At 47.2% G+C, this 19,946-nt stretch carries 16 protein-coding genes, 1 tRNA gene, 1 pseudogene and 1 riboswitch; of the genes and pseudogenes, 3 read left to right on the forward strand and 15 right to left on the reverse strand.

All coding sequences use genetic code 11. The annotated features are described in order from the left end of the window. The 12 genes and pseudogenes from A5295_RS06370 to A5295_RS04620 all read right to left on the reverse strand — a co-directional run. Window positions 1-1,543 (reverse strand): annotated as a pseudogene (locus A5295_RS06370) (Rib/alpha-like domain-containing protein); the annotation flags it as partial. A gap of 735 nt (window positions 1,544-2,278) precedes the next feature. After that, on the reverse strand, window positions 2,279-3,292 hold the full coding sequence (locus A5295_RS04575; protein WP_004110605.1) for an Abi family protein: 1,014 nt from the start codon (window positions 3,290-3,292) through the stop codon (window positions 2,279-2,281). Window positions 3,293-3,465: 173 nt separating this feature from the next. After that, window positions 3,466-3,538, reverse strand: a tRNA-Arg gene (locus tag A5295_RS04580). Beyond that, window positions 3,529-3,726 (reverse strand): hypothetical protein, encoded by a 198-nt coding sequence (locus tag A5295_RS06600; RefSeq protein WP_102155374.1) that lies wholly within the window; start codon window positions 3,724-3,726, stop codon window positions 3,529-3,531. Before A5295_RS06600 ends, A5295_RS04580 begins: the two co-directional genes overlap by 10 nt. A gap of 484 nt (window positions 3,727-4,210) precedes the next feature. Beyond that, complete coding sequence (locus A5295_RS04585) at window positions 4,211-6,898, reverse strand: ATP-binding cassette domain-containing protein (protein WP_064621887.1); 2,688 nt, start codon at window positions 6,896-6,898, stop codon at window positions 4,211-4,213. 54 nt (window positions 6,899-6,952) lie between these two features. Beyond that, window positions 6,953-7,561, reverse strand: a complete 609-nt coding sequence (locus tag A5295_RS04590) for an ECF transporter S component (protein WP_004105192.1) — start codon at window positions 7,559-7,561, stop codon at window positions 6,953-6,955. Window positions 7,562-7,726: 165 nt separating this feature from the next. Next, window positions 7,727-7,850: riboswitch (TPP riboswitch) on the reverse strand. Between the two features lie 153 nt (window positions 7,851-8,003). Beyond that, window positions 8,004-8,777 (reverse strand): DUF4191 domain-containing protein, encoded by a 774-nt coding sequence (locus A5295_RS04595; RefSeq protein WP_064621921.1) that lies wholly within the window; start codon window positions 8,775-8,777, stop codon window positions 8,004-8,006. A gap of 225 nt (window positions 8,778-9,002) precedes the next feature. Further along, window positions 9,003-9,641 (reverse strand): DUF3043 domain-containing protein, encoded by a 639-nt coding sequence (locus A5295_RS04600; RefSeq protein WP_064621893.1) that lies wholly within the window; start codon window positions 9,639-9,641, stop codon window positions 9,003-9,005. Between the two features lie 210 nt (window positions 9,642-9,851). Next, window positions 9,852-11,219, reverse strand: coding sequence for a dipeptidase (locus A5295_RS04605; protein ID WP_004119205.1), 1,368 nt, complete (start codon window positions 11,217-11,219; stop codon window positions 9,852-9,854). A gap of 242 nt (window positions 11,220-11,461) precedes the next feature. Continuing rightward, window positions 11,462-12,010, reverse strand: a complete 549-nt coding sequence (locus A5295_RS04610; RefSeq protein ID WP_064621894.1) for a low molecular weight protein-tyrosine-phosphatase — start codon at window positions 12,008-12,010, stop codon at window positions 11,462-11,464. A gap of 49 nt (window positions 12,011-12,059) precedes the next feature. After that, window positions 12,060-12,704, reverse strand: coding sequence for a dihydrofolate reductase (locus A5295_RS04615; RefSeq protein WP_064621896.1), 645 nt, complete (start codon window positions 12,702-12,704; stop codon window positions 12,060-12,062). A 78-nt stretch (window positions 12,705-12,782) separates the two neighbouring features. Further along, window positions 12,783-13,655 carry a thymidylate synthase gene (locus A5295_RS04620; protein ID WP_004105202.1) on the reverse strand — a complete coding sequence of 291 codons (873 nt, stop codon included), beginning with the start codon at window positions 13,653-13,655 and terminating at the stop codon, window positions 12,783-12,785. Window positions 13,656-13,806: 151 nt separating this feature from the next. On the opposite strand from A5295_RS04620, the gene A5295_RS04625 reads away from it, so the two are divergent. Both A5295_RS04625 and A5295_RS04630 read left to right on the forward strand, forming a co-directional pair. Next, window positions 13,807-14,226: an OsmC family protein gene (locus A5295_RS04625; protein WP_064621899.1), complete on the forward strand. Its 420-nt coding sequence runs from the start codon at window positions 13,807-13,809 to the stop codon at window positions 14,224-14,226. A gap of 140 nt (window positions 14,227-14,366) precedes the next feature. Next, window positions 14,367-15,650, forward strand: a complete 1,284-nt coding sequence (locus A5295_RS04630; RefSeq protein ID WP_050770734.1) for a glycosyltransferase — start codon at window positions 14,367-14,369, stop codon at window positions 15,648-15,650. Between the two features lie 668 nt (window positions 15,651-16,318). Here A5295_RS04630 and A5295_RS04640 read toward each other — a convergent pair. The 3 genes from A5295_RS04640 to A5295_RS04650 form a co-directional block, all read right to left on the reverse strand. Next, complete coding sequence (locus tag A5295_RS04640) at window positions 16,319-17,344, reverse strand: universal stress protein (protein WP_064621904.1); 1,026 nt, start codon at window positions 17,342-17,344, stop codon at window positions 16,319-16,321. Between the two features lie 141 nt (window positions 17,345-17,485). Next, a complete protein-coding gene (locus tag A5295_RS04645) occupies window positions 17,486-18,208 on the reverse strand; it encodes a C40 family peptidase (RefSeq protein ID WP_064621906.1) in 723 nt (240 codons plus the stop codon). A 113-nt stretch (window positions 18,209-18,321) separates the two neighbouring features. Beyond that, window positions 18,322-19,467 (reverse strand): CHAP domain-containing protein, encoded by a 1,146-nt coding sequence (locus A5295_RS04650; protein WP_064621908.1) that lies wholly within the window; start codon window positions 19,465-19,467, stop codon window positions 18,322-18,324. 185 nt (window positions 19,468-19,652) lie between these two features. Between A5295_RS04650 and A5295_RS04655 the strand changes: the two genes are divergently transcribed. Then, entirely contained in the window at window positions 19,653-19,919 is a 267-nt protein-coding gene (locus tag A5295_RS04655; RefSeq protein WP_004110629.1) for a DUF2530 domain-containing protein, read from the forward strand. Window positions 19,920-19,946 lie beyond the last annotated feature (27 nt).

The raw sequence follows: 19,946 nt of genomic DNA on the forward strand, positions 1-19,946 counted from the left end.
GCGAAACAACGTGTATATCAACGCCTTTTACCTTCACAATTGAATTGTTCATTTTACAATTGTTTGGCTTAGGGTCAGGATAGTTTATTTGAACTTCAAAATGTATAGTTTTGTTTCTATCAGAAGCCTTAGGACTATACTTAACTTCGCCTGTTTTTGGGTTAATATATGCTTGACCAGGCTGCATATTATTAGGATTATTAGTCTTAGTAACACCGGGCGGAAGTATCTCACTATTTCCAATTCCATTCTTTTTAAACGTAAATTCTATTCCAGCATCAGTTGGAATCATCTCAGTCGTAGTTCTGCCCCCATGATTTGGCATGTCCTTATAATATTTAAAATCGCCGTTATAAGAATCACCAACCCACTCACCAGTATTTATATACGGTTTCACGGAAGTAACTTCACCGTAAACAGCGTCCTCTTTAGACCTCTTTGGGAATTGGATGTCATCATCATTTTTAGGATTTAAACCATACTTAAACTCTTCCAAGTCTGGTATGCCGTCGCCATCATGATCATACGGACCAAAAACTGTAAACTTATGCTTATCTCCATAGTAGGAAATCCAACCTGCCATAAAAGGTAACTTATAAGGGTCACTGCCTTCTTCAACTTCTGCAGTAACAATCCAGCGAATAGAATCTACAGCGTTATCTTGTTCCCAAGATTTAAATAACCTACCAAAATTACCAGCTCGACGCCATGTATCTACTTCACATGTTGCATCTGTACCTAAACCACATTTTTCAATAGATGCTTTCCAGAAATTCTCATAATCACTATCACCTGGTAAGCGCGTAGCATTAGTATAACCATTAAAATCGCTTGGTATTTGATCTTTGCCTCGTTCTTCCCAAACAAACCTTTTGCCTCTACCACTGTAACCAGCAAATTTTGTACGATACCTTGTAATTCTTATGCTATTATCCTTGATGTTTTTTGGAAGAATAAGATAAAAATCAGGTCTACCATCATACGCATGTAGAGCAGTATTTTCATCACAATCTACATTTGGGTTTTCTATTTTTTTAATTCTGCATCCATTTGCGTTAAAAAGAACATTCCAAGTGATGGTTGTTTTTTTCTTTCCATTAACGGTTATTGTATTTATATCTGGAGGCTGAACATCGAAATCCCTATATACATCCCAACTCGCAACAGAGTTAGGAGAAATATATCCATTACCAATGTAATCCCAACTAACATTAGCTGCATTTGCTTCTTTTACCGGCGGCACTATGAGCATGGTTACTATGGTGGCGGCGGCTACGAACATTGCGAAGAGCGCGCGACGAAGAGTGTGTGCTGGGCATGGTGCGCGAGCGATGGTGACGCTGCCGGAAGTAGCTGCGCTGCTGGAAGTGACTGCATTGTCGAAAAAGTGTTGGCGGTGCCAAAAGTATTGGCATTGCTGGAAGAAATAACTGCGGTGCTGGAAGCGAACAGCGCCATCAGCACTGGTCTTACGCCAGACCAAAACGCGCGACGTAAGACGACCCACGCGTGATGCGAATCCACGGAACTTTGCTGGTAACATTTTCTCGCCTTCCTAGTCCTCCACTGCTGCACAAGCCGCAGTATATCTCAAATTCCAACTCTCTAATCTTTAAGACTTCACGCACTCAACCTGCATGCGATGCCAATGCTCGGTGCACTAAAATCTTGTGCACTCACTACTGCAAATACCATAGACAGAGCCAACCACAGGTAGTCAGTATAACATACCCTTATGCCCTATATGCAAGCATGGTTGCCAAAAGCCTCTAATATTTATACCCCCCCCCCATGAAGGATTTCAAGCAAAACACGTATTATAATTGTGCATATAAAAAAATTTCTATAATTCGCGAATATCGCTAAAAAATCTACTGTAAAACGCATTTATAACGCATAATTTCCGACGCCAAAACGCAAAAATCGCATCTTCGGCGTGTCTAAAAACCGACCACTTCCCCAACCCAAAGCACTACATGTTGTTATAACGCATGCATCGCACCGCTATATGCTGTGCTGGTATATGCTGTGTGTGTTGTGTGCTGCGCTGCTGTATTCTGTGTGCTTCGTCGCTATATACTGTGTGAGATTCGTCACTATATGCCATGCTATATATACTGTGCAACGCGAAAGCAGGTCGTCGCGTCAGCAAGAAAATCCGACAGAAACTGTGCAGCCGTGTACAGAAAAAGTCGTTTGCGCGCAAAAAAAAATCGGGGCAGATGCACTCTCGCACTTCCGCCCCCCAAAACCCTAAGGTTTTCAAGCATTTTCAATTCTATCTTTCACATATCCAACTGTCAATAACAGTACAAATAAAAGCAAGCAATGAGTTAAATTTACTCGCTTTATCATACTCTTTTGTGTACTCAGATGCCTTTTTTATAAATCCTCCTGCAATGTATCTAATAATGCTTTTTTGATCATTCACGCATTCATCACATTGATAATTCCTAGACAAAAATCTCTTATACATATATGCAGTTATCACTATTTCTTTCATCTTCGCATTACACATATTCGATCGCCTCGCACGCTTATTGAACCCTACAGCTTCAATAGCTTTACTTACTTCTTCAAGCAAAAGCACGTTGTCAAAACTCTTTTCAGTAATTCCATCCAATATTGAATTAGAATGAGCACAAGCATTACGCACGGATTTTACCCTGCACAATAAGTGATGCTCCTTCTGCATCTCTCTACTACCCCATCTTTTTGCGCAAAAACGATAAAATCTTAACAATGTTCCAAATGTAATACCTTCAACAAATACCCAAATTGGCATTCCACCTGTATACTTTGCCGCCGATTCTCTGCTATATTTCCCATCTTTAAGTCGTTCTAATTCAGCAATTAGTATTTTGCGGTCATCGTTATAAAGACTAGACATGTAATCTTCAACAATGGAGTATCCATCTTCTTCAGGATTTTCAGTAAACATTTTCATTAACTTAACTTTTGCCTCATGCTCTATAGCTAAAGTTATTAGAAGCAAAAGTATTTGAAACATCCTATTAAGCTGCTCTATTTTGCATAATTGATCAAAATCCAAGTCAATATACTGGCCATCCCTAGATCCACCAACTCTCTTGCTAAACAATTTTTTATATGAACAAGTCTCAAAATAATATGAGAAGATTGAAAGGTAGGAAATTGCAGAATCTTCAGATTGTTTGTTAAAAGTTATACCTTGCTTCTTAAGATGTTTTATCTGATCTATTGACGAAAGCTTCACAGGCAATTTACTAATTGCACATGTTTTCTTTATATCCGAATCGCATTGATTGTCCATACTATGTATTCCCCTTTTCCAAACTATGGATAAATATCTTTTATTTTTGCGAATACTACCCCAATAGCATTCGATGACTCTTTAAATGCACCAGCGCATATGCAAATATTCTACAAAACACTACACGAAAAGCAACGAATAGACAGGCACGACCAAAAGTAGAAAATCAAAAGTGGGCCTAATGGGATTCGAACCCACGACCTTCTGCTCCGGAGGCAGACGCTCTATCCACTGAGCTACAGGCCCGCAACTCGAGAAAGTATACACGCTAGTGAGGATGCGCGACGACCTGCTTGAGCGCAGCACAGGGCGCGCGAAAGCAACTCGGAGCGCCGAGCTTGCTTAGGGTTGAAAGCACAGTGTGCTTTCAACGCAAGCGAGGTCTGCCTTCGTCTCGATTGACGAAGGCAGGGCAGACTCACATGTGGGCACATTGGGAATTTGGTTGTGGTTGTGTGCGCTGACGACCTGCTTGAGCGCAGCACAGGGCGCGCGAAAGCAACTCAGAGCGCCGAGCTTGCTTAGGGTTGAAAGCACAGTGTACTTTCAACGCAAGCGAGGTCTGCCTTCGTCTCGATTGACGAAGGCAGAACAGACTCACATGTGGGCACATTGGGAATTTGGTTGTGGTTGTGTGCGCTGACGACCTGCTTGAGCGCAGCACAGGGCGCGCGAAAGCAACTCAGAGCGCCGAGCTTGCTTAGGGTTGAAAGCACAGTGTACTTTCAACGCAAGCGAGGTCTGCCTTCGTCAATAAAGACGAAGGCAGGGCAGGTTAGTATGGTTGTGCTTTAGAAACTAGATTGTGACTGGGGATGCGAAGCAAAAAGCGGCAGAAACTTTACAGCGGCGTAAAGGAAATAACGCGCCGCTAGCAAAAGCCGCTATCAAAAGCAGCCATCGCGCGCACAGAAAAACTCACGCGCCGCCAAGGAAGGCGAAGGTGCCGAAGTAAAGCGCAGTCACAACAGCAACCGACGGCACAATCGCGCACACAGCAAAAATCCACCAGTCGCGCGCACGCACACGACTCACGCGAGCGTGCGAACGCGCACCAATTCCCCCAAAACCGCGCGCTTCCATAGCCGTGGCGAGCGTCGTCGAGCGTCGAATCGAAAGCACAAGCAGCGCAAACGACTGCGGGAAGAACGCCCTCACACGATGCTCATCACCCAAACCGCGCGAACGCCTCGACGCAGTCAGCGCCGCCCAATCATCCTGCAGCACGCCAAACAGCCTAATTCCAGCCAAACCGCCGTACACGAATCGATCCGGCAAATGCAGCACCTGGCTGAAAGCATCAGCCAAATCCGTAGCATCAAGCCCAATCACCATCACAATCGACGGCACGCCAATCGCCAAAATCCTAAGCGAAGTTGCAACAGCCAACATAGCCGAACGATCCGTAGCATGCATCAGCCACCACTGGAACCAAGTATTTCCGCCACTTTTGCCGTATAGCAACACAGTGAGCGCGGAAGTCGGCGCACCCACCCACACAGGCCACGAAAGGCGAATCACACGCCATGGCGGAAGCTTAATGCACGCAAAAATCACAAATTCCAACAGCAACGCGACCGAAGCAGAAACGCAATCAAGCGTAAAAAATAGCGGAATCGAAGCCGCGAACGCTCCAAAAATGCGAAATACTGGATTAATTGACGCAAGAAGCGGCGATTTGCTTGAAAGTTTCGCTTCCTCGTCGCGATTGTTTACAGCGCTCACTTTGATACGCGAAATGTCTGTTGCGCCGGTAGTTGCGGAAAGCGCTTCGGAAGATTTCACTTCGGAAGCACTCACTTCAGCAGCACTCATTTCAGCAGCTTCAGCTTTCACATCCGGCACAAGCTCAACCAAGCGCGCACCCAACACCTCAACCAGCTCACGGTCGTGCGTCACCACAATAATGCTCACACCCTCGCTGCGAAGGCTTGCAATCAAGCGAATAATTTGCAACCAAGTTTTGCGATCCTGCCCAAAAGTCGGCTCGTCCAAAATCAACACACGCGGAGCCGCAGCAAGCGACGCCGCCACAGTCAGACGACGCTTTTCACCTCCCGAAAGCGTGTACGGATTCGCCTTCGCGTAACGAGCCAAACGGAATCGCTTCAGCAACTCCTGAGCCTTCGCGCGCGCCTCATCCGCCGAAACACCCGTGCGAAGCGGCCCCAACATAACCTCATCCAACACCGAACCACACGCAAACTGATGCTCCGGATTCTGAAAAACGTACGAAATGCGCTTCGCCAAATCAGGCGACTTCCACTTCATTGGATCCGTACCATTCGCGCCTTGAGCAAGAGCATCACTCGCCACAACCTCGCCGCTTACTGCCGGCAAAAGACCAGCCAAAGTGAGCGAAAGCGTTGATTTTCCAGCACCGTTCGCGCCGACCAAAGCCGTAATCTGTCCGGCTTTAAACTCAAGATTGATGTGACGCGCAATCGGCTCGCTATTATGGCTGATTGCGAGGTCCTTCGTGGAAAGTAGCACTTCTCCGTAGCCTTCTGCTGGATCGCAGTTTTCGTAATATTTTTCAGAAGATTCTGCATTTGCGGAAGAATTACTTACGGAAGATTCATTTGCAGAAGATTTTACGTTTTTCTTGTAGCGTTCCGGAAGCCAAATACCCAGATCCTCAAAGTCCAAATCGGTGCGATTAAACACCTCGTCTGGCGTGCCGTCCGCCACAATCACTGTGCGCGAAGAAGCCACGCGCGCAATATCGTCATCGTGAACGGTTTCGTTGTTCGCAGCTTTTCCGTTCGCAGCTTCATCATTCTCAAGCCCAAGCACAACCACGCGGTCAATCATGTCAATCCACGGCTCCGCGTGATGCTCCACAAGCACCATCGTGGCATGCGTCGAATCCAAAACCGCGCGCACAGCACCCACAATCTGATGCGTGCCATCCGGATCCAAATTCGCAGTCGGCTCGTCCAAAAGCAGCACGCTCGGCTGCATAGCGAGCGCGCCAGCAAGCGCCAAACGCTGCATCTGACCGCCACTTAAATGCGAAGTTGAGCGATGCAATTGCAAGCCATCCAACCCAACTTCTTTAAGACTTTTGCGCACGCGATCCCAAATCTCGTTGCGCGGAACGTTCATATTTTCCGGACCAAACGCAACGTTATCCCCCAAACGCTGGAAAATCGCCTGTGCATCCGGATCTTGCAAAACCAAACCAACTCGACCGCGCGCACGTCGAACTGGCACGCCGTCAACCAAAACGCAACCCTCACTCACGCCACCATCGGCATCTTCGACGAGAGTGGTTTGCTGGGATTTTGCGCTATTTTTCGCCACAAAATCATTGCCAATAAGACCTGCCGCGCCGCTTAAAATCGTGGATTTACCGATGCCTGATGCACCAAGCAGCAACACGCGCTGCCCCGCCTTAATCGTGAGGTCCAACCCGCGCACAGCAAAAGCGCGACGGGAAGCATGACGATAACCCCAGTTTTCAAAACAAAGTTCAGCGTTACTTGCGTTAGAAGCGTTATCACTAGCTCTACTTGCGTCACTAGCGTTGCTGATACTCTTGCGATCACTTAAATCTGTTGGAAGGAAAGTTTCAGATTCTTGCGATTGAGTAGCATCAGGCATAGTAAATCCTTTATGGCAATGATAGATTTTAGTTATTTCTTAATACGTTATTCGCTATTTTTCGCGTATTTCGCGACCGGACGCAAACTGATCCAACGCGCCGGTCTTAGCGATTCCCACATACAAGAACCACATTAAAACACCAGCAAACACAATTCCGGAAACCACTGTGCTGGCGAAGTATGGAAGACCATACTTGCCGAATACGCTAACAGCCTGCAACTTACCGAGGAAGGTGTAACCCCAGCAACCAATACCAGTCAATGCGCCGGAAAGAATCATTGTGTTCAAATTCCACTTCTTGTAAGCGAAAATAATGAACGCAATTTCAGCAAACAAACCCTGAACTACTGCAATAGCGAAGGTTTCAGCACCACCCCACTGATTGCCCATCAAAGCTTCGAGCACGCCAGCTACGACTTCAGCGTAAATAGCAGCACCCGGCTTACGCACGATTACTGCGGCCAAAGGAGCAGCGAAGAGCCAAAGACCGTTAATAAGACCTGCAAAACCTGGAAGAATGCTGTTTAGCGCAGTCCATGGAACCTCACTAAAAATGGCAACAACCCAATAAATAAAAGCAGAAACAACGCCAATTACGGAAGCAACTGCGATGTCTGCAACACGCCACTGCATGTTGGACTGATAATTTTCTTCTGACATAAAAATGTGCCTTTCTTGTTACGTGTTGCAATGCGTTACATTGTGCGCAATGCAATATTTTGCGTTACATGTGTACATTACGATGTTGTGCGTCAAACGCGTTACATCGTGATGCGTTACATGCAATACTTTGCGTTACAAAGAAACCTTGCAACACCTCTCCAGGCACGGGAAAAACAGACCTCCGTGCGCCGGTATTACCCGGATTCACGTTCAAGCGGTTTTCTCTCAGCTCTGAATGTTCGCGCTTGCATAAGCGAGATAACACAGAGCACCCGTGTCGATTGACGATTGTACGGCACTGCGTCGACGCCAACCCTCCAAACGCGCGCGCTGTGCTGCGCTCAAGCAGGTCGTCGCATCAATAAAAATGTGCGCAAGCGACGAACAAACGCCACTTACGCACGCAACAATAAGGCTAAAACACTAAAATTTACTTAATTTACTTACCGCGCATTGCACGACGGCTGATGCGCTGAGGACGCGTTGGATCGATGCCCTTCGGAATGCCAAATCCACTCTTGCTTTGCAACGTGCGCAAACGCTCATTCAAAATCGCAAGCTCTGTCTTAGTAAGGAAGAATCGGCGGTTCGGATGAATTTTATCGAACAACGCAAACTTGTGCTTCACAGGCTGTAGCGTCTTCGAGCGCAACACTTTTCCGCGCAATTCTTTAAGCTTCACCTGATTTTCGCCATTACCAACAGCAATACGGTATACAGGTATATTAGATCCGGCAGTAACGCTTTTAATAGCATGCTCCTGTCGATCCATAGCATGCATTAAACGCTCGTAATTACCCTCACCAACGAGGAAAATTCCATTAAAACCAGTGCCTCGCCAAAGCGCATCCTTCGTACGCGCATCCACCCACACAGGCTGCTGCGGAAAAGTAAAACCGCCCTTATTAATCGCAGAAATAATGCCGGCAGCCGCACCCGGGCGACCTTCCAACTTTGCATAACCAACTTTATCTGCACGCTTCGTAAGCACAACAGTAAACAGCAGCAAACCAAGCATCACCGCTGTAATAAGCATCATAATCCACATCAAAATGGACCAACGAGATACAATTCCAAGAATTACAGCAACCAAAATCGGCGCAGCAAATGCGCAAGACAACCACAAAGGCAGCTGCTTGTCGTCAGAATGCGTGTACTTATAAATACGTATGATCTGCGAGAACATGCCTTGCTTTTTCTTAGGCTGCTTCATACCTTGCTTCGCGCCTTGAGACGCGCCTTGCGATTTGCTTTGTGCTTTATCTTGTGACATGCGTTTACCCCATAATATTCGCGTTATTTTGAGTATCCCAAATAATAATAGTAGCTTGTGCAAATATTAATAAATTTGCACTTACTTGTGCACTTACTTTTACACTTACTTTTACACTTACTTTTACACTTACTTTTACACTTACTTTTACACTTACTTTTACACTTACTTCGGCCAGTTACCACGCTTTGCGCTACTCGGCTTAGGCAAACGCCAGCGACGAAGCTGCATAGCGCGGCTGAATGCGTACATGCCGGAACGCGATTTGCGCGACACAGCCACATCACCAAAACGACGAATCAGCTCCTTACGCAACTTACGCCACATAACAAACATGTCAATTACAGATGCAAACAAATACGCGTACAAGAACACTGCAAAAACAAAATAAACAATCACAAATTTAGATAGCGCAAACAAGCAAATCATAATCAGCACTGCAACTGGTATGAAAAACTCGCCAATATTAATTCGAGCATCCACGTAATCGCGAATATACACACGCCACGGAAGCTGCTCAATTTTTGGCATATGCGCCAAATCACCCGTACGCATTGCTTCGTATTGGATATTTTCGCGCTGCCTGATTCTAGCGCGAGCCTGCTTTGCGCTGGCCTTGCGATCAGCTGGAACAAGCGGACGAAGATTTTGCGCTTGAGCCGCGTTGCGCTTAGGAGTTGGCGTGTTTTTTTCGCGAGATTTCGTCGCTACAGACGATTCTGCATCCGCTACTTTCTTTTGCAACGAAGGAGTAGACGCGCCCTCATTATTGGCAGTTTTCTTTGCAAATGGATTCCATGTCATGTTTGCAGATTACTCAACAGACTAGACGCATGCAGACGCGGCAGAAACGGCAGAAACTTTACAGTAACGTAAAGTTTCGGTCGGGAATCGCCACAAAAACAGCAGAAACTGTGCAGCTGTGTAAAGAAAAAGTCGGCTACGCAGCAAAAAACGGCAGAAACTTTACAGCGTTGCAAAGTTTATGCCGCCTTCGCGCAAAATTAGCCAGAATTACTCGCCCAATCGATCCAAAAGCAGCGCTTCCGTCACAATATTTCCGCGCAAACCAGAAAGCGAAATCGACTCGTTCGGGCTGTGTGCATTAGACTTAGGGTCTTCCGGACCCGTCACCAGCACCTGCGCCTTCGGGAAGATGCGCTGAAGCTCAGGAATAAACGGAATCGAGCCGCCCTCGCCCTTGTTTACCGGCTCCACGCCGAAAGCATCGCGCATAGAAGCGAGCGCATCCTTCGTTGCAACAGCATCCGGATCCATTGCCCAACCCATGCCGTTATCAATCGGCTCTGCAGTAACTTCCGCACCAAAAGGCGCGTGAGATACCAAGAAGTCGCACAACGCTTTTTGCGCTTCTTCCGGACGCTGCGAAGGCGCGGTACGAAGCGAAAGACGCAACTTAGTTTCGTGCGCAATCACATTAAAACTGCCCTCAACAGGATGTGCGTCCATGCCGATTACCGTCAAGCTCGGCTTAGTCCACATGCGCGCTGCGAGAGAACCGGTGCCGGCAAGCTTATAAGAATCGACCACGGAAGAGTCGGCACGCACTTGCGCTTCGTCCAAATCGCGCTGCAAACCGCCAACCGGCTCCTGTGCTTCAATTCCAGGCACTGCCAGGTCGCCAGCCTCGTTGTAAAGCGAGGCAATAAGCATGGAAGCGAGCGTGTAAGCATCCAAAATTGGGCCGCCAAACTGACCGGAATGCACTTGATGGCCGAGCACTTTAACCTTCACGTCCACGTCGGTATTTCCGCGCAAACTCGTTGTAAGACTTGGGATTTCGGCGGACCAGTTGCCGGAGTCGGCAACGATAATTACGTCTGATTCAAATTCGGCTTTATGCGACTCGATAAAAGGAATGAAGCTTGGCGAGCCCATTTCTTCTTCGCCTTCGATGAAAACCTTAATATTTACGCGCAAATCGTCGCTCAGTGCGCGCAAAGCTCCGTAGTGAATTGCGATTCCGCCGCCGTCGTCGGCTGAGCCGCGTCCGTAGAGGCGACCGTCGCGCTCGGTACCTTCAAATGGGTTGGTTTCCCACTCAGATGGATCTGGAACTGGCTGCACATCATGATGCGCGTAGAGCAAAACCGTTGGCGCGCTTGGGTTTACGATGCGCGAGCCGACCACTTCGAAAGCTCCTGGAGTGCCGTCCGGATTCGTAGACTGCTCGACGCGCGCGTCAATACCAACCTCACGCAATACCCCAGCCACGTATTGCGCGGACTTGCGCATATGCTCGCCAGCAATGCCCTTAGCTGACACCGCAGCCAGCGAAATCTTCTTATTCAGCACGGAAACTACGTCATTCCAGGCGTTTTGCACGCGAGCGCGCACGTCTTCGACAGCCAAATTTGCCATAAATCCTCCCAACTAAAAGTAACAGAGCGATAATTGATGCCTGTAAAACTATATCTACAAATTTAAACTATATTCGCAACTATGTCCGCAAATATGAGGAAACGCGAGAAAACGCGACGCAAACTTAACTATCTACTTTGGTCAGCTTGCGAGACCGTTTCTTTACACGCCTGTAAAGTTTCTGCCGCTATTTTGCGAGCAAACGGCATAAACTGCGCACGCCTGTAAAGTTTCTGCCGCTTTCAAGCCCTCTCAATGCGCGCGGCAACCCAATCGACGATATAAGGCGCGCACTGCTCAACCTGATCCATCGCAACCTCAAATTCGCGAGGACCTCCGTACCACGGATCTGCCAAGTCGAGCAACGTCTCGCGACCAGACTGCGGCTTAGGAAGCGACGGATCAAACGCGCGATACATATGCACAAGTTCGCGCTTTTGCGCAGGCAACAAACGCAAAAGCGAACGCATATGCGAAGCCGTCATAGGCAAAAACAGGTTCGTTTCCGCAATCTCATCCGCTTCAATTCGATGCGCAAAATGCGAAGCAGGAAGCCTGTATCCGCGCTTAGTTAATTCTCTTTGCGCGCGGCGATCAATCGGATTTCCGTACTCTTCGTCGCTTACACCGCTGGAACGCACAGCAACAACGTCGCCCAATCCCCTCAATTGAAACTCGTTGCGCAACACAATTTCCGCCATTGGCGAGCGGCAAATATTACCTGTGCAAACCGTCATAACAGTGTATGGGTGACGTGCGTCTACCTTGATTTTGCTTGATTCTTCAGTCATGCTTCCTCGTTTATTTTGCTGTCTCGTTTACTTTGCGATTTCTCGTTTACTAAGCAGGCTCATATACCTTAAACCGGTATCGTGCAGGATTGCTTTCGCTACCAACTTTTAGCGGCGCTTCCTCAAGCTCGCCTTCACGCGCAACATGCCATTTTCCTGCATCAACTAATGCATGAATATTCGGAGCAAATGTGTCCGCTGCAACTTTCGCATCAATTTGCGTTACGTAAGCTGCGTCTGCGTGATAATTCGCAAGCATTTCGCGCAAAATCGCAGCACCGCCAATAACCCAGATTGCTGGGCCATCTTGAGGCGAGTCTTGAGATACGTCTTGAGATAAGCTTTCCTGACTTTCCAGAACTTCCCTATTTTCCAGCCATTCGCGTGCGTAATCCAAAGCAGCGTCAATGCTAGTAAAACTACGAGCTCCATCCGCCACAAAATCAGGATTATGCGTAACAACAATATTTTCGCGCCCAGGCAACGGACGGAACTTAGGAGGCATCGCATCCCACGTGCCACGACCCATAATCACAGGGCAGCCGATAGTCATCGCCTTAAAATAGCGCAAATCCGGCGAAAGTCGCCACGGCATGCCTCCGTTTACGCCCATCGCGCCGGGCTTGCCGTCTAAACCGAAAGCCTCGCCCCAAATCAGTCGCACAGGAAAATTATGCGACACGCTGTTTGCCATATACGCACCTCACACGCTAAAAAAAGCTAAAAAATTAAACTAAATCAAGCAAAATCAAGCAAAATAATTTGCAATCAATCACACCGCAACCGGTGCTTTAATCGTCGGATGATGCTTGTAATCAACCACCTTAAAATCGCTGTAATCGTAATCAAAAATCGAATCCGCCTTACGAATTTCAAGCTGCGGATACGGGTACGGCTCGCGCGAAAGCTGCTCAAGCACCTGCTCAACGTGATTGTCATAAATATGGCAATCGCCGCCCGTCCACACGAACTCGCCCGGCTCAAGACCTGCTTGCTGAGCCATCATCATCGTCAAAAGCGAGTAAGACGCAATGTTAAACGGCACGCCAAGGAACATATCGCAAGAGCGCTGGTAAAGCTGGCACGAAAGCTTGCCGTCAGCAACGTAAAATTGGAAAAGCGAATGGCAAGGCGGCAACGCCATATGCTCAACTTCCGCAGGATTCCAAGCGCTAACAATCATGCGACGAGAATCCGGGTGATTCTTCATAAGATCCAGCACGTTTGCGATTTGGTCAATTGTACGGTTTGGATTTTCCGCGGTTGGCGCCGGCCAACTCCTCCACTGCACTCCGTAAACAGGACCCAAGTCGCCGTTTTCGTCCGCCCACTCGTCCCAAATGTGAACGCCATTTTCCTGCAACCAACGCACGTTACTCGAACCCTTAAGGAACCAAAGCAACTCGTACGCAAGTCCTTTGAAAAACACGGTTTTCGTGGTGATAAGCGGGAAATATTTGCTAATGTCGAAGCGGATTTGCTGGCCAAAAAGCGAAATCGTACCAGTGCCTGTGCGATCTGATTTTAGAGTGCCTTCCGTGAGGATTTTTCGCACTAAATCCTCGTAAGGAGTTGGGATGCTGGAAAGCGGTTTTTGTGGTACACGCGCGCGAATTGCTGCAAGTTCTTCTTCTGTTAAAGCCATGCTGCCATGTTAACAAAGCGCTAATAAATTTAAAGAATTGCGCTCGTAAAACCATATATCTACCACGCAAAACGCTAGATTCTACGATTGAGCGCAAAGTTACAATCCTTACGATAACATGAACAAATACGACTACAGCAAAGGAGCAAAAATGTCTAGAAGATTATGGGTAGAGCGCAACGAGGACGGCACTTGGGAAGCACACAGCGACGACGGTGTGAACTTGAAGTTTGGCCACGGCGAAGGCATGTTTAACCCGGTTGAATTAATGCAAATCGCTTTAGCTGGTTGCACAGCTCTTAGCAGCCAGTACGCTGCAGAACACGCTATTGGCGAGGGCGCTGGAGCACGAGTTGTAGTAAACGGCACGTACGACGCGGAAGAAGGCACGTACTTGCGTTTTCAAGAAGATGTCACTCTTGACGCAACTTGCGCAAAACCTGCGCTCAGCCAGGAAGATGCGTCCGCACTAAAAGAGCGCATGGAACGCCACATTTCCAGGGGTTGTACTGTTAAGCATACGCTCGAAAAAGGCGCGCAAGTTAGCGTAAACGTTACGGTTCGCAGCTAGAATAAGCCAAAAGTCGCGAAAAATCACACTAAAATTGCACTAAAATTGCATTAAAATTCACCACGTGTGGCACAATTGAGTACACAAGATATTTGCGCAATAATGACGCTACGCATGCATGTATGCAACCGGAGGAAACTTTGAAAATCGCTATTTTTACCGAAACGTATCCACCGTACATAAATGGCGTCGCAACACAGTCTTATATGCTCAAAAAGATGTATGAAGAGCTTGGTCATGAAGTGCTAGTAGTCACGGTCGGCTCCGAAAAACAGCGCAAAACCAAGCTTGAAGATGGAGTTGTTTACGTTCCGGGCATATTGCTTAAAAAGCTTTACAAATACCGCGTTGCGCTCCCGATTGGTCACATGCGAAAGCAACTTCCTCTTAAATTTAAGCCGGATGTCATTCATATTCAAAACGAATTTGGCATTGGCGAAATCGGCTTGGAAGTAGCAAAAAAAGAGCATATTCCCGTTATTTATACGCTTCACACAGAATACGATAAATTCCTGTTTTACATTGGCTTAAAGCATTTTACTGAGTTCTCTCGCAATATTTCGGCGAAATATTTTATGCGATTCTCGAAAAATGCCACAATTATTACGAGCATGTCTCCTAAAGCACAGGCATATATTGACCGTCAGAAGGTTGATAAAAAAGTAATTGTGCTGAATAACGCTGTGGAATATAAGAAGTTCCTACCAACGCCTGAGCGACTTGCATTCCGCAAAGCTTTCCGCGAAAAATATGGCGTTTCTGACTCTACTAAGCTGTTTGTTTTCGTTGGTAGAATCGGCGCTGAAAAAAATATTTCAGAATTAATTGACAACTTTATGTATTGCGATTTTCCTCGCGAAAAAGCGCGCTTATTTGTTATTGGCGGCGGTCCTGATTTGGAATCGTTGCGCAAGCGCGTGGCAGATAATGGTTTTGACGACAGAATTTGCTTGCTTGGGCCTATTGCTCACACGGAAATTCCAAAGTATTTGCACGCAATGGACTACTACACAACCGCATCACTTTCCGAAATGCACTCACTTTCGATGTTAGAAGCAATGGCTTCCGGTCTGTTTGCGCTTGTAAAGCATGATGTACCGAATGAGAAGCAGATTATCAGCGGTCAAAACGGGTATCAGTGGGATACTAAGGAAGATTTTAAAACTGTTTTTAGTAAAGTTTTGAATATGAGCGAGGCTGAGCAGGCTCAGCTTAAGGCGAACGTGCTCGAGTATTCGAAAAATAACGATTTTAAGAGCCAAGCGCGTGAGCTGCTTAAGATTTACAAGCGCGCAATCGAGATGAACAAGGAAAAGCTCGCTGAAAAGAAAGCTAAGCGAGATGCCAGGCGCGCGCGTTTTATGCTGAAAAAGCGCGAGAATACTGAAGCGGAGTCGCAAGAGCCGCAAAAGCCGCAAGACTAGATGACCTGAGCGCTCCAAATGTGGGATAAAATCCCCGGCAAATGTGGTCAGCTTCGGCAAAACCAACAACAAACGCCAGTAAAAACTCCGGCAAATGTTTCACTACGCCGGTCTTCAGACACGCGCGCAGCGCGACGACCTGCTTTCGCGCTGCGATTTTAGCGCGCGAAGGCAATTCGGAGCGGAAACTCGCTTAAGTTGGAAGTCCAGTGGACTTCCAACGCGAGTTTCGCGCGCGAGCGTAATCAGCGCGAGCGCAATCTGCACGAATGTCTCAAAACAAGCAAAATGAGACCCTAACGCAGTACGCAATCTGCACTAATGTCCGAAAACAACCAAACAGAGACAATAACGCAGTAACTCATCTGCACCAGTGTTTCAAAATGGGCAAAATGAGACACGCGCGCAGAAAGCAAGTCAACGCTAGTAATTCAGTGCTCAAGCAGGTCGTCAGCGCACACAAAACACAACCTAGTTTCTAAAGCATAACCACACAAATCTGTCCTGCCTTCGTCAATCGAGACGAAGGCAGACCTCGCTTGCGTTGAAAGCACACCGTGCTTTCAACCCTAAGCAAGCTCGGCGCTCCGAGTTGCTTTCGCGCGCGCTGTGCTGCGCTCAAGCAGGTCGTCGCAGCAATGCGAGCGTTATCCCAAGCAGTCGTTGCATTATCGCAGCGGATCGATTGTTTGCTCAATCTCCTTAGCAGCTTCTTTACCAGCCTTCGGCACATCAACCTCATGCACTCCGGAAATATCGTCAATAGACGCTTCAGAATGCTGCTTTTGCGCTGCCGTAACCTGAGCTGCACTAAATTCCACATACTTGCGCGGCACAACGTACACAGGCCTCGAAGAATGCTGCAACAATCCCTGGCTAATCGAGCCAAGCAGCAAACCGGTAAAGCCACCGCGACCGCGAGAACCAACAACCACAAGATCATGATTCAAACTAGCTTGAGTCAAAGCTTCAACAGCAGAACCAGGCACAACAGTTCGATGAATTTGCAAATCCGGCAAACGCTGCAAAATTGGCTTCACGCGCTCCTCAAGATCCTCCATGTACGAGCCCATAACAGCGGTATCGCCCTCAGCACCTTGCACTCTTGGCACTGCAGAAATAACATCAAGCTCAGCATGCCAGCTATCCGCCAAATCAGCCGCAATTTCAAGAGCTTTAAGCCCCCACTTCGACTCGTCAGAGCCAACAGCCACACGCGTAATCGTATTATTCAAATGAATACGCTGACCGTCATCGTCAGTGTAAGGCACAACCACAATTGGGCAATACGCATAAGCTGGAAGCGAAGAACTAGTTGTGCCGAGCAAACGCTCTGCCAAGCCACCTTTGCCGCGATTGCCAATCACAATAAGCTGATAGTTACGAGAAAGCTCCACGAAAACCGAAGAAGGATCGCCCGTAACAATTAGCGTAGTCGCGTCAACACCCTGCTCAAGAGCAACAGCTTTTGCTTTAGATAGAATTTCTTGTGCATCGTGATGAGCTGCATTATCGTCACCAATCGCAGTGTAAGTGGCATCAAAAGAAACAGCAGCATAACTCGGCAACGAATAAGCGCAAACAATTTGCAATTGCAACCCAGCATGCTTTGCGTAATTTGCAGCCCACCAAACCGCTTTATAGCTCGCGTGCGAGCCGTCAACTCCAACCAATACAGCTTTTTCTGGGATCATTGCCAACCTCCTCATACTTGCACTTGCGACAGCAGCGTCACTCGCGCACAACTTGTAAATACTATTGTAGCGTAATTTTAGATTGAGTGTTGGCCAGTTTTGCGATATATGACTACAGAAACTCTACAGAAGCTATAGAAACTACAGAACGCGACGAATAGAGTATCCGCCTGGGAACACGCAGCGGATAGGATCGTACTTAGTGCCAGCAAGCTGCGAATTAATTACCATGCCGTTACCAACATAAATAGAAGCATGCTGCGCATTCGCGATAATATCTCCAGGCTGCGCTTGAGCCAAACTTGGGATTGGGGTTCCAACAGTTGCCTGCGCTCCAGAAGTACGAGGCAAAGAAACACCAACACTAGCAAAAACATACTGCACAAAACCGGAGCAATCCCATCCAGCAGGAGTATTGCCACCACTACGATACGGAACTTTGCCTAAGAATTGAGTAGCAAAATTCAAAAGAGAAGCAACAGACTTACCGTCAGGAGGAACTACAGAAGCAAGAGGAACCTGCTCAACACCACTGCGGAAACCAGAACGGCTTGCAGCAACATTTCCAGCAAAAGCACGGTGTGCCACTTCAGCAGCTTGTTCGCTAGGAGTCTTAGTTTGAGGTACATTCAAGCTTTCTATGCCACCCCAATGAGAATCTGCGTCGACATCAGTAGAAGTAGATTCAGTTAAAATATCGCGACGCACATTCGTCACCTTTGGAAATGCGCGCGTAGAAGTGACAGCTGAGTCGGAAAGCTCATGCGAAGATTCTGCCATGGCGAATGGCGCCATAACAGTAAGCATTGAAGCTGCAGCGGCAGCTGATATAAAAACTGAGAAAATTCTACTTTGTTTTAGCATACTTTCCGTAGTGTATCATCTGGGTATTACATACGAGAAAAATAGCAACGCCAGTAATAAGCAAACTAATTTTAGCAAACCAGCTCTAGTAACGAAACTTCAGTAATGCAGCTTTAGTAATGAATAAACTGATATTGAGAAACTTCCTTAGCGTCAAACTTGCGCGAGAAAGTTCGTCCTTGGTAAGAAGCGCCACATTCAGAAGTTTCAATAGAACCGTCTGAATTAATTTTTTCAACAACTGCAACGTGCCCATAGAATGGATCAGAACCAGCCTGACCCGAGCGGAACACCATGATATCGCCAACATGACGAGCGGAATTATCTACCCAATAGCCAAGACTGCGCGCAGAATCAGCCCACATATTTCCGTTGCCAAAATGCGAGCCAACAGGCAAACCTAACTGATGGCGGCGAATATACACCCACCACGTGCACTGGCTGAACTCATACGCGTTACCGGTATCCCCAGTTGCGTGATTTGGATTAAAGCCCTTCGGCAAAACGTCAAAGTCTTTATCTATCAACAAAGCAACCTTAGGATTATTCGCAGCAGAACGCGACATTTCCGCAATATTAAAGCCTGAATCAGAACCTAAATTCCACGAATCAGACTTCGAAGATATAGTAGAAAAAGTGCCAGGTTGTACTGAATTAGCAACCTTATTGGCTAAGTTTCCATGCTTCGAATCCGAGCGAGCAGAACTATCTTCATTCGCGCTATTTGCAGCATCAGCAGAGCCCGCATTATGCGATTTTTTAGCAGCATTCTCAATAGAGTCAACAGCATTATTAATAGTCGCCATAGGATCAAGAGACTCGCGCTGGCTAGAACGCGAAACTGTTGAAGATGCGTCGCCAACTGCAGTCATAGACGGCTCAAATTCGGAAGCGCGAGCATCAAAACTATTAACCTTAGTTAAAGCCATAGTAGCTGCAACAGTACCAACCATTGCAACAAGAGAAGCCGAAAGTATTACATTGTGACGACGCTCATTAGCAAGCTTAGACAACCTAAGCGCGCGCCTGCTTTGAGGAACAAGCTCCTGCAAACGCTCAGAAACAGCTTCTGGAAGCTCTACAACAGCACCATTGCTAGTAGCAACCGCAGCTAAACGCTCACTAACACGATTAGTCTGAACAGAACGCATACCGCGCACACTATGCGCACCATGCGCGCCATGCTGAGCTACAAACAGCGAAAGCGGCGAATCACCACGCCTCTTTGCTTTTGTGGCACCATGTGCAGCATGTCTCATACTAATCACTTTCTTATGTTAAACGTGGAACGCAGCGCACAAACGCTACACCCCCAACTGATTTTCTTCCAATCTTCTATGTGAAAGGTTACAACGTGGTTAGGATGTAAGAAACGCACACAACCTAAATCCGCCAATTTTCGCGCTTAAGCTGCACTTGTCACACTTAGACTTCGGTAAGTTGTATGGTTGGAAGTATGAAATTTGCACCTATAGTTAATCCTGATGCACGAAAAGCAGCACCAAAACCGCTGCGCGTTGATTTGCGAAAGGTTTTTGCTATAGGAACGATCGCGTGGCTAGTCGCAACAATGATTGCGCTTATCGTTGCGTTATTGCATATTACAACTTGGTTTCCTGTGCTGTTTTGCGTATCGGGAACAATTATTGGCGTTCTGCTATTAATCTGGGAACATTTTGACCGCTGGGACTACAGGCGCTTAGGAAAATAGTTTATTGCTGATTTGCTAACTTGCTGA

This window comes from Gardnerella sp. 26-12 (genome assembly GCF_001660745.1).
GTDB classification, from domain to species: Bacteria; Actinomycetota; Actinomycetes; order Actinomycetales; family Bifidobacteriaceae; genus Bifidobacterium; species Bifidobacterium swidsinskii.

What these genes read in the sequence shown, in the direction of transcription:
- A5295_RS04575 (WP_004110605.1), bottom strand. Translation starts at nt 3,292, where the DNA reads ATGGACAATCAATGCGATTCGGATATAAAGAAAACATGTGCAATTAGT.
- A5295_RS06600 (WP_102155374.1), bottom strand. Translation starts at nt 3,726, where the DNA reads ATGTGCCCACATGTGAGTCTGCCCTGCCTTCGTCAATCGAGACGAAGG.
- A5295_RS04585 (WP_064621887.1), bottom strand. Translation starts at nt 6,898, where the DNA reads ATGCCTGATGCTACTCAATCGCAAGAATCTGAAACTTTCCTTCCAACA.
- A5295_RS04590 (WP_004105192.1), bottom strand. Translation starts at nt 7,561, where the DNA reads ATGTCAGAAGAAAATTATCAGTCCAACATGCAGTGGCGTGTTGCAGAC.
- A5295_RS04595 (WP_064621921.1), bottom strand. Translation starts at nt 8,777, where the DNA reads ATGAAGCAGCCTAAGAAAAAGCAAGGCATGTTCTCGCAGATCATACGT.
- A5295_RS04600 (WP_064621893.1), bottom strand. Translation starts at nt 9,641, where the DNA reads ATGACATGGAATCCATTTGCAAAGAAAACTGCCAATAATGAGGGCGCG.
- A5295_RS04605 (WP_004119205.1), bottom strand. Translation starts at nt 11,219, where the DNA reads ATGGCAAATTTGGCTGTCGAAGACGTGCGCGCTCGCGTGCAAAACGCC.
- A5295_RS04610 (WP_064621894.1), bottom strand. Translation starts at nt 12,010, where the DNA reads ATGACTGAAGAATCAAGCAAAATCAAGGTAGACGCACGTCACCCATAC.
- A5295_RS04615 (WP_064621896.1), bottom strand. Translation starts at nt 12,704, where the DNA reads ATGGCAAACAGCGTGTCGCATAATTTTCCTGTGCGACTGATTTGGGGC.
- A5295_RS04620 (WP_004105202.1), bottom strand. Translation starts at nt 13,655, where the DNA reads ATGGCTTTAACAGAAGAAGAACTTGCAGCAATTCGCGCGCGTGTACCA.
- A5295_RS04625 (WP_064621899.1), top strand. Translation starts at nt 13,807, where the DNA reads ATGTCTAGAAGATTATGGGTAGAGCGCAACGAGGACGGCACTTGGGAA.
- A5295_RS04640 (WP_064621904.1), bottom strand. Translation starts at nt 17,344, where the DNA reads ATGATCCCAGAAAAAGCTGTATTGGTTGGAGTTGACGGCTCGCACGCG.
- A5295_RS04645 (WP_064621906.1), bottom strand. Translation starts at nt 18,208, where the DNA reads ATGCTAAAACAAAGTAGAATTTTCTCAGTTTTTATATCAGCTGCCGCT.
- A5295_RS04650 (WP_064621908.1), bottom strand. Translation starts at nt 19,467, where the DNA reads ATGAGACATGCTGCACATGGTGCCACAAAAGCAAAGAGGCGTGGTGAT.
- A5295_RS04655 (WP_004110629.1), top strand. Translation starts at nt 19,653, where the DNA reads ATGGTTGGAAGTATGAAATTTGCACCTATAGTTAATCCTGATGCACGA.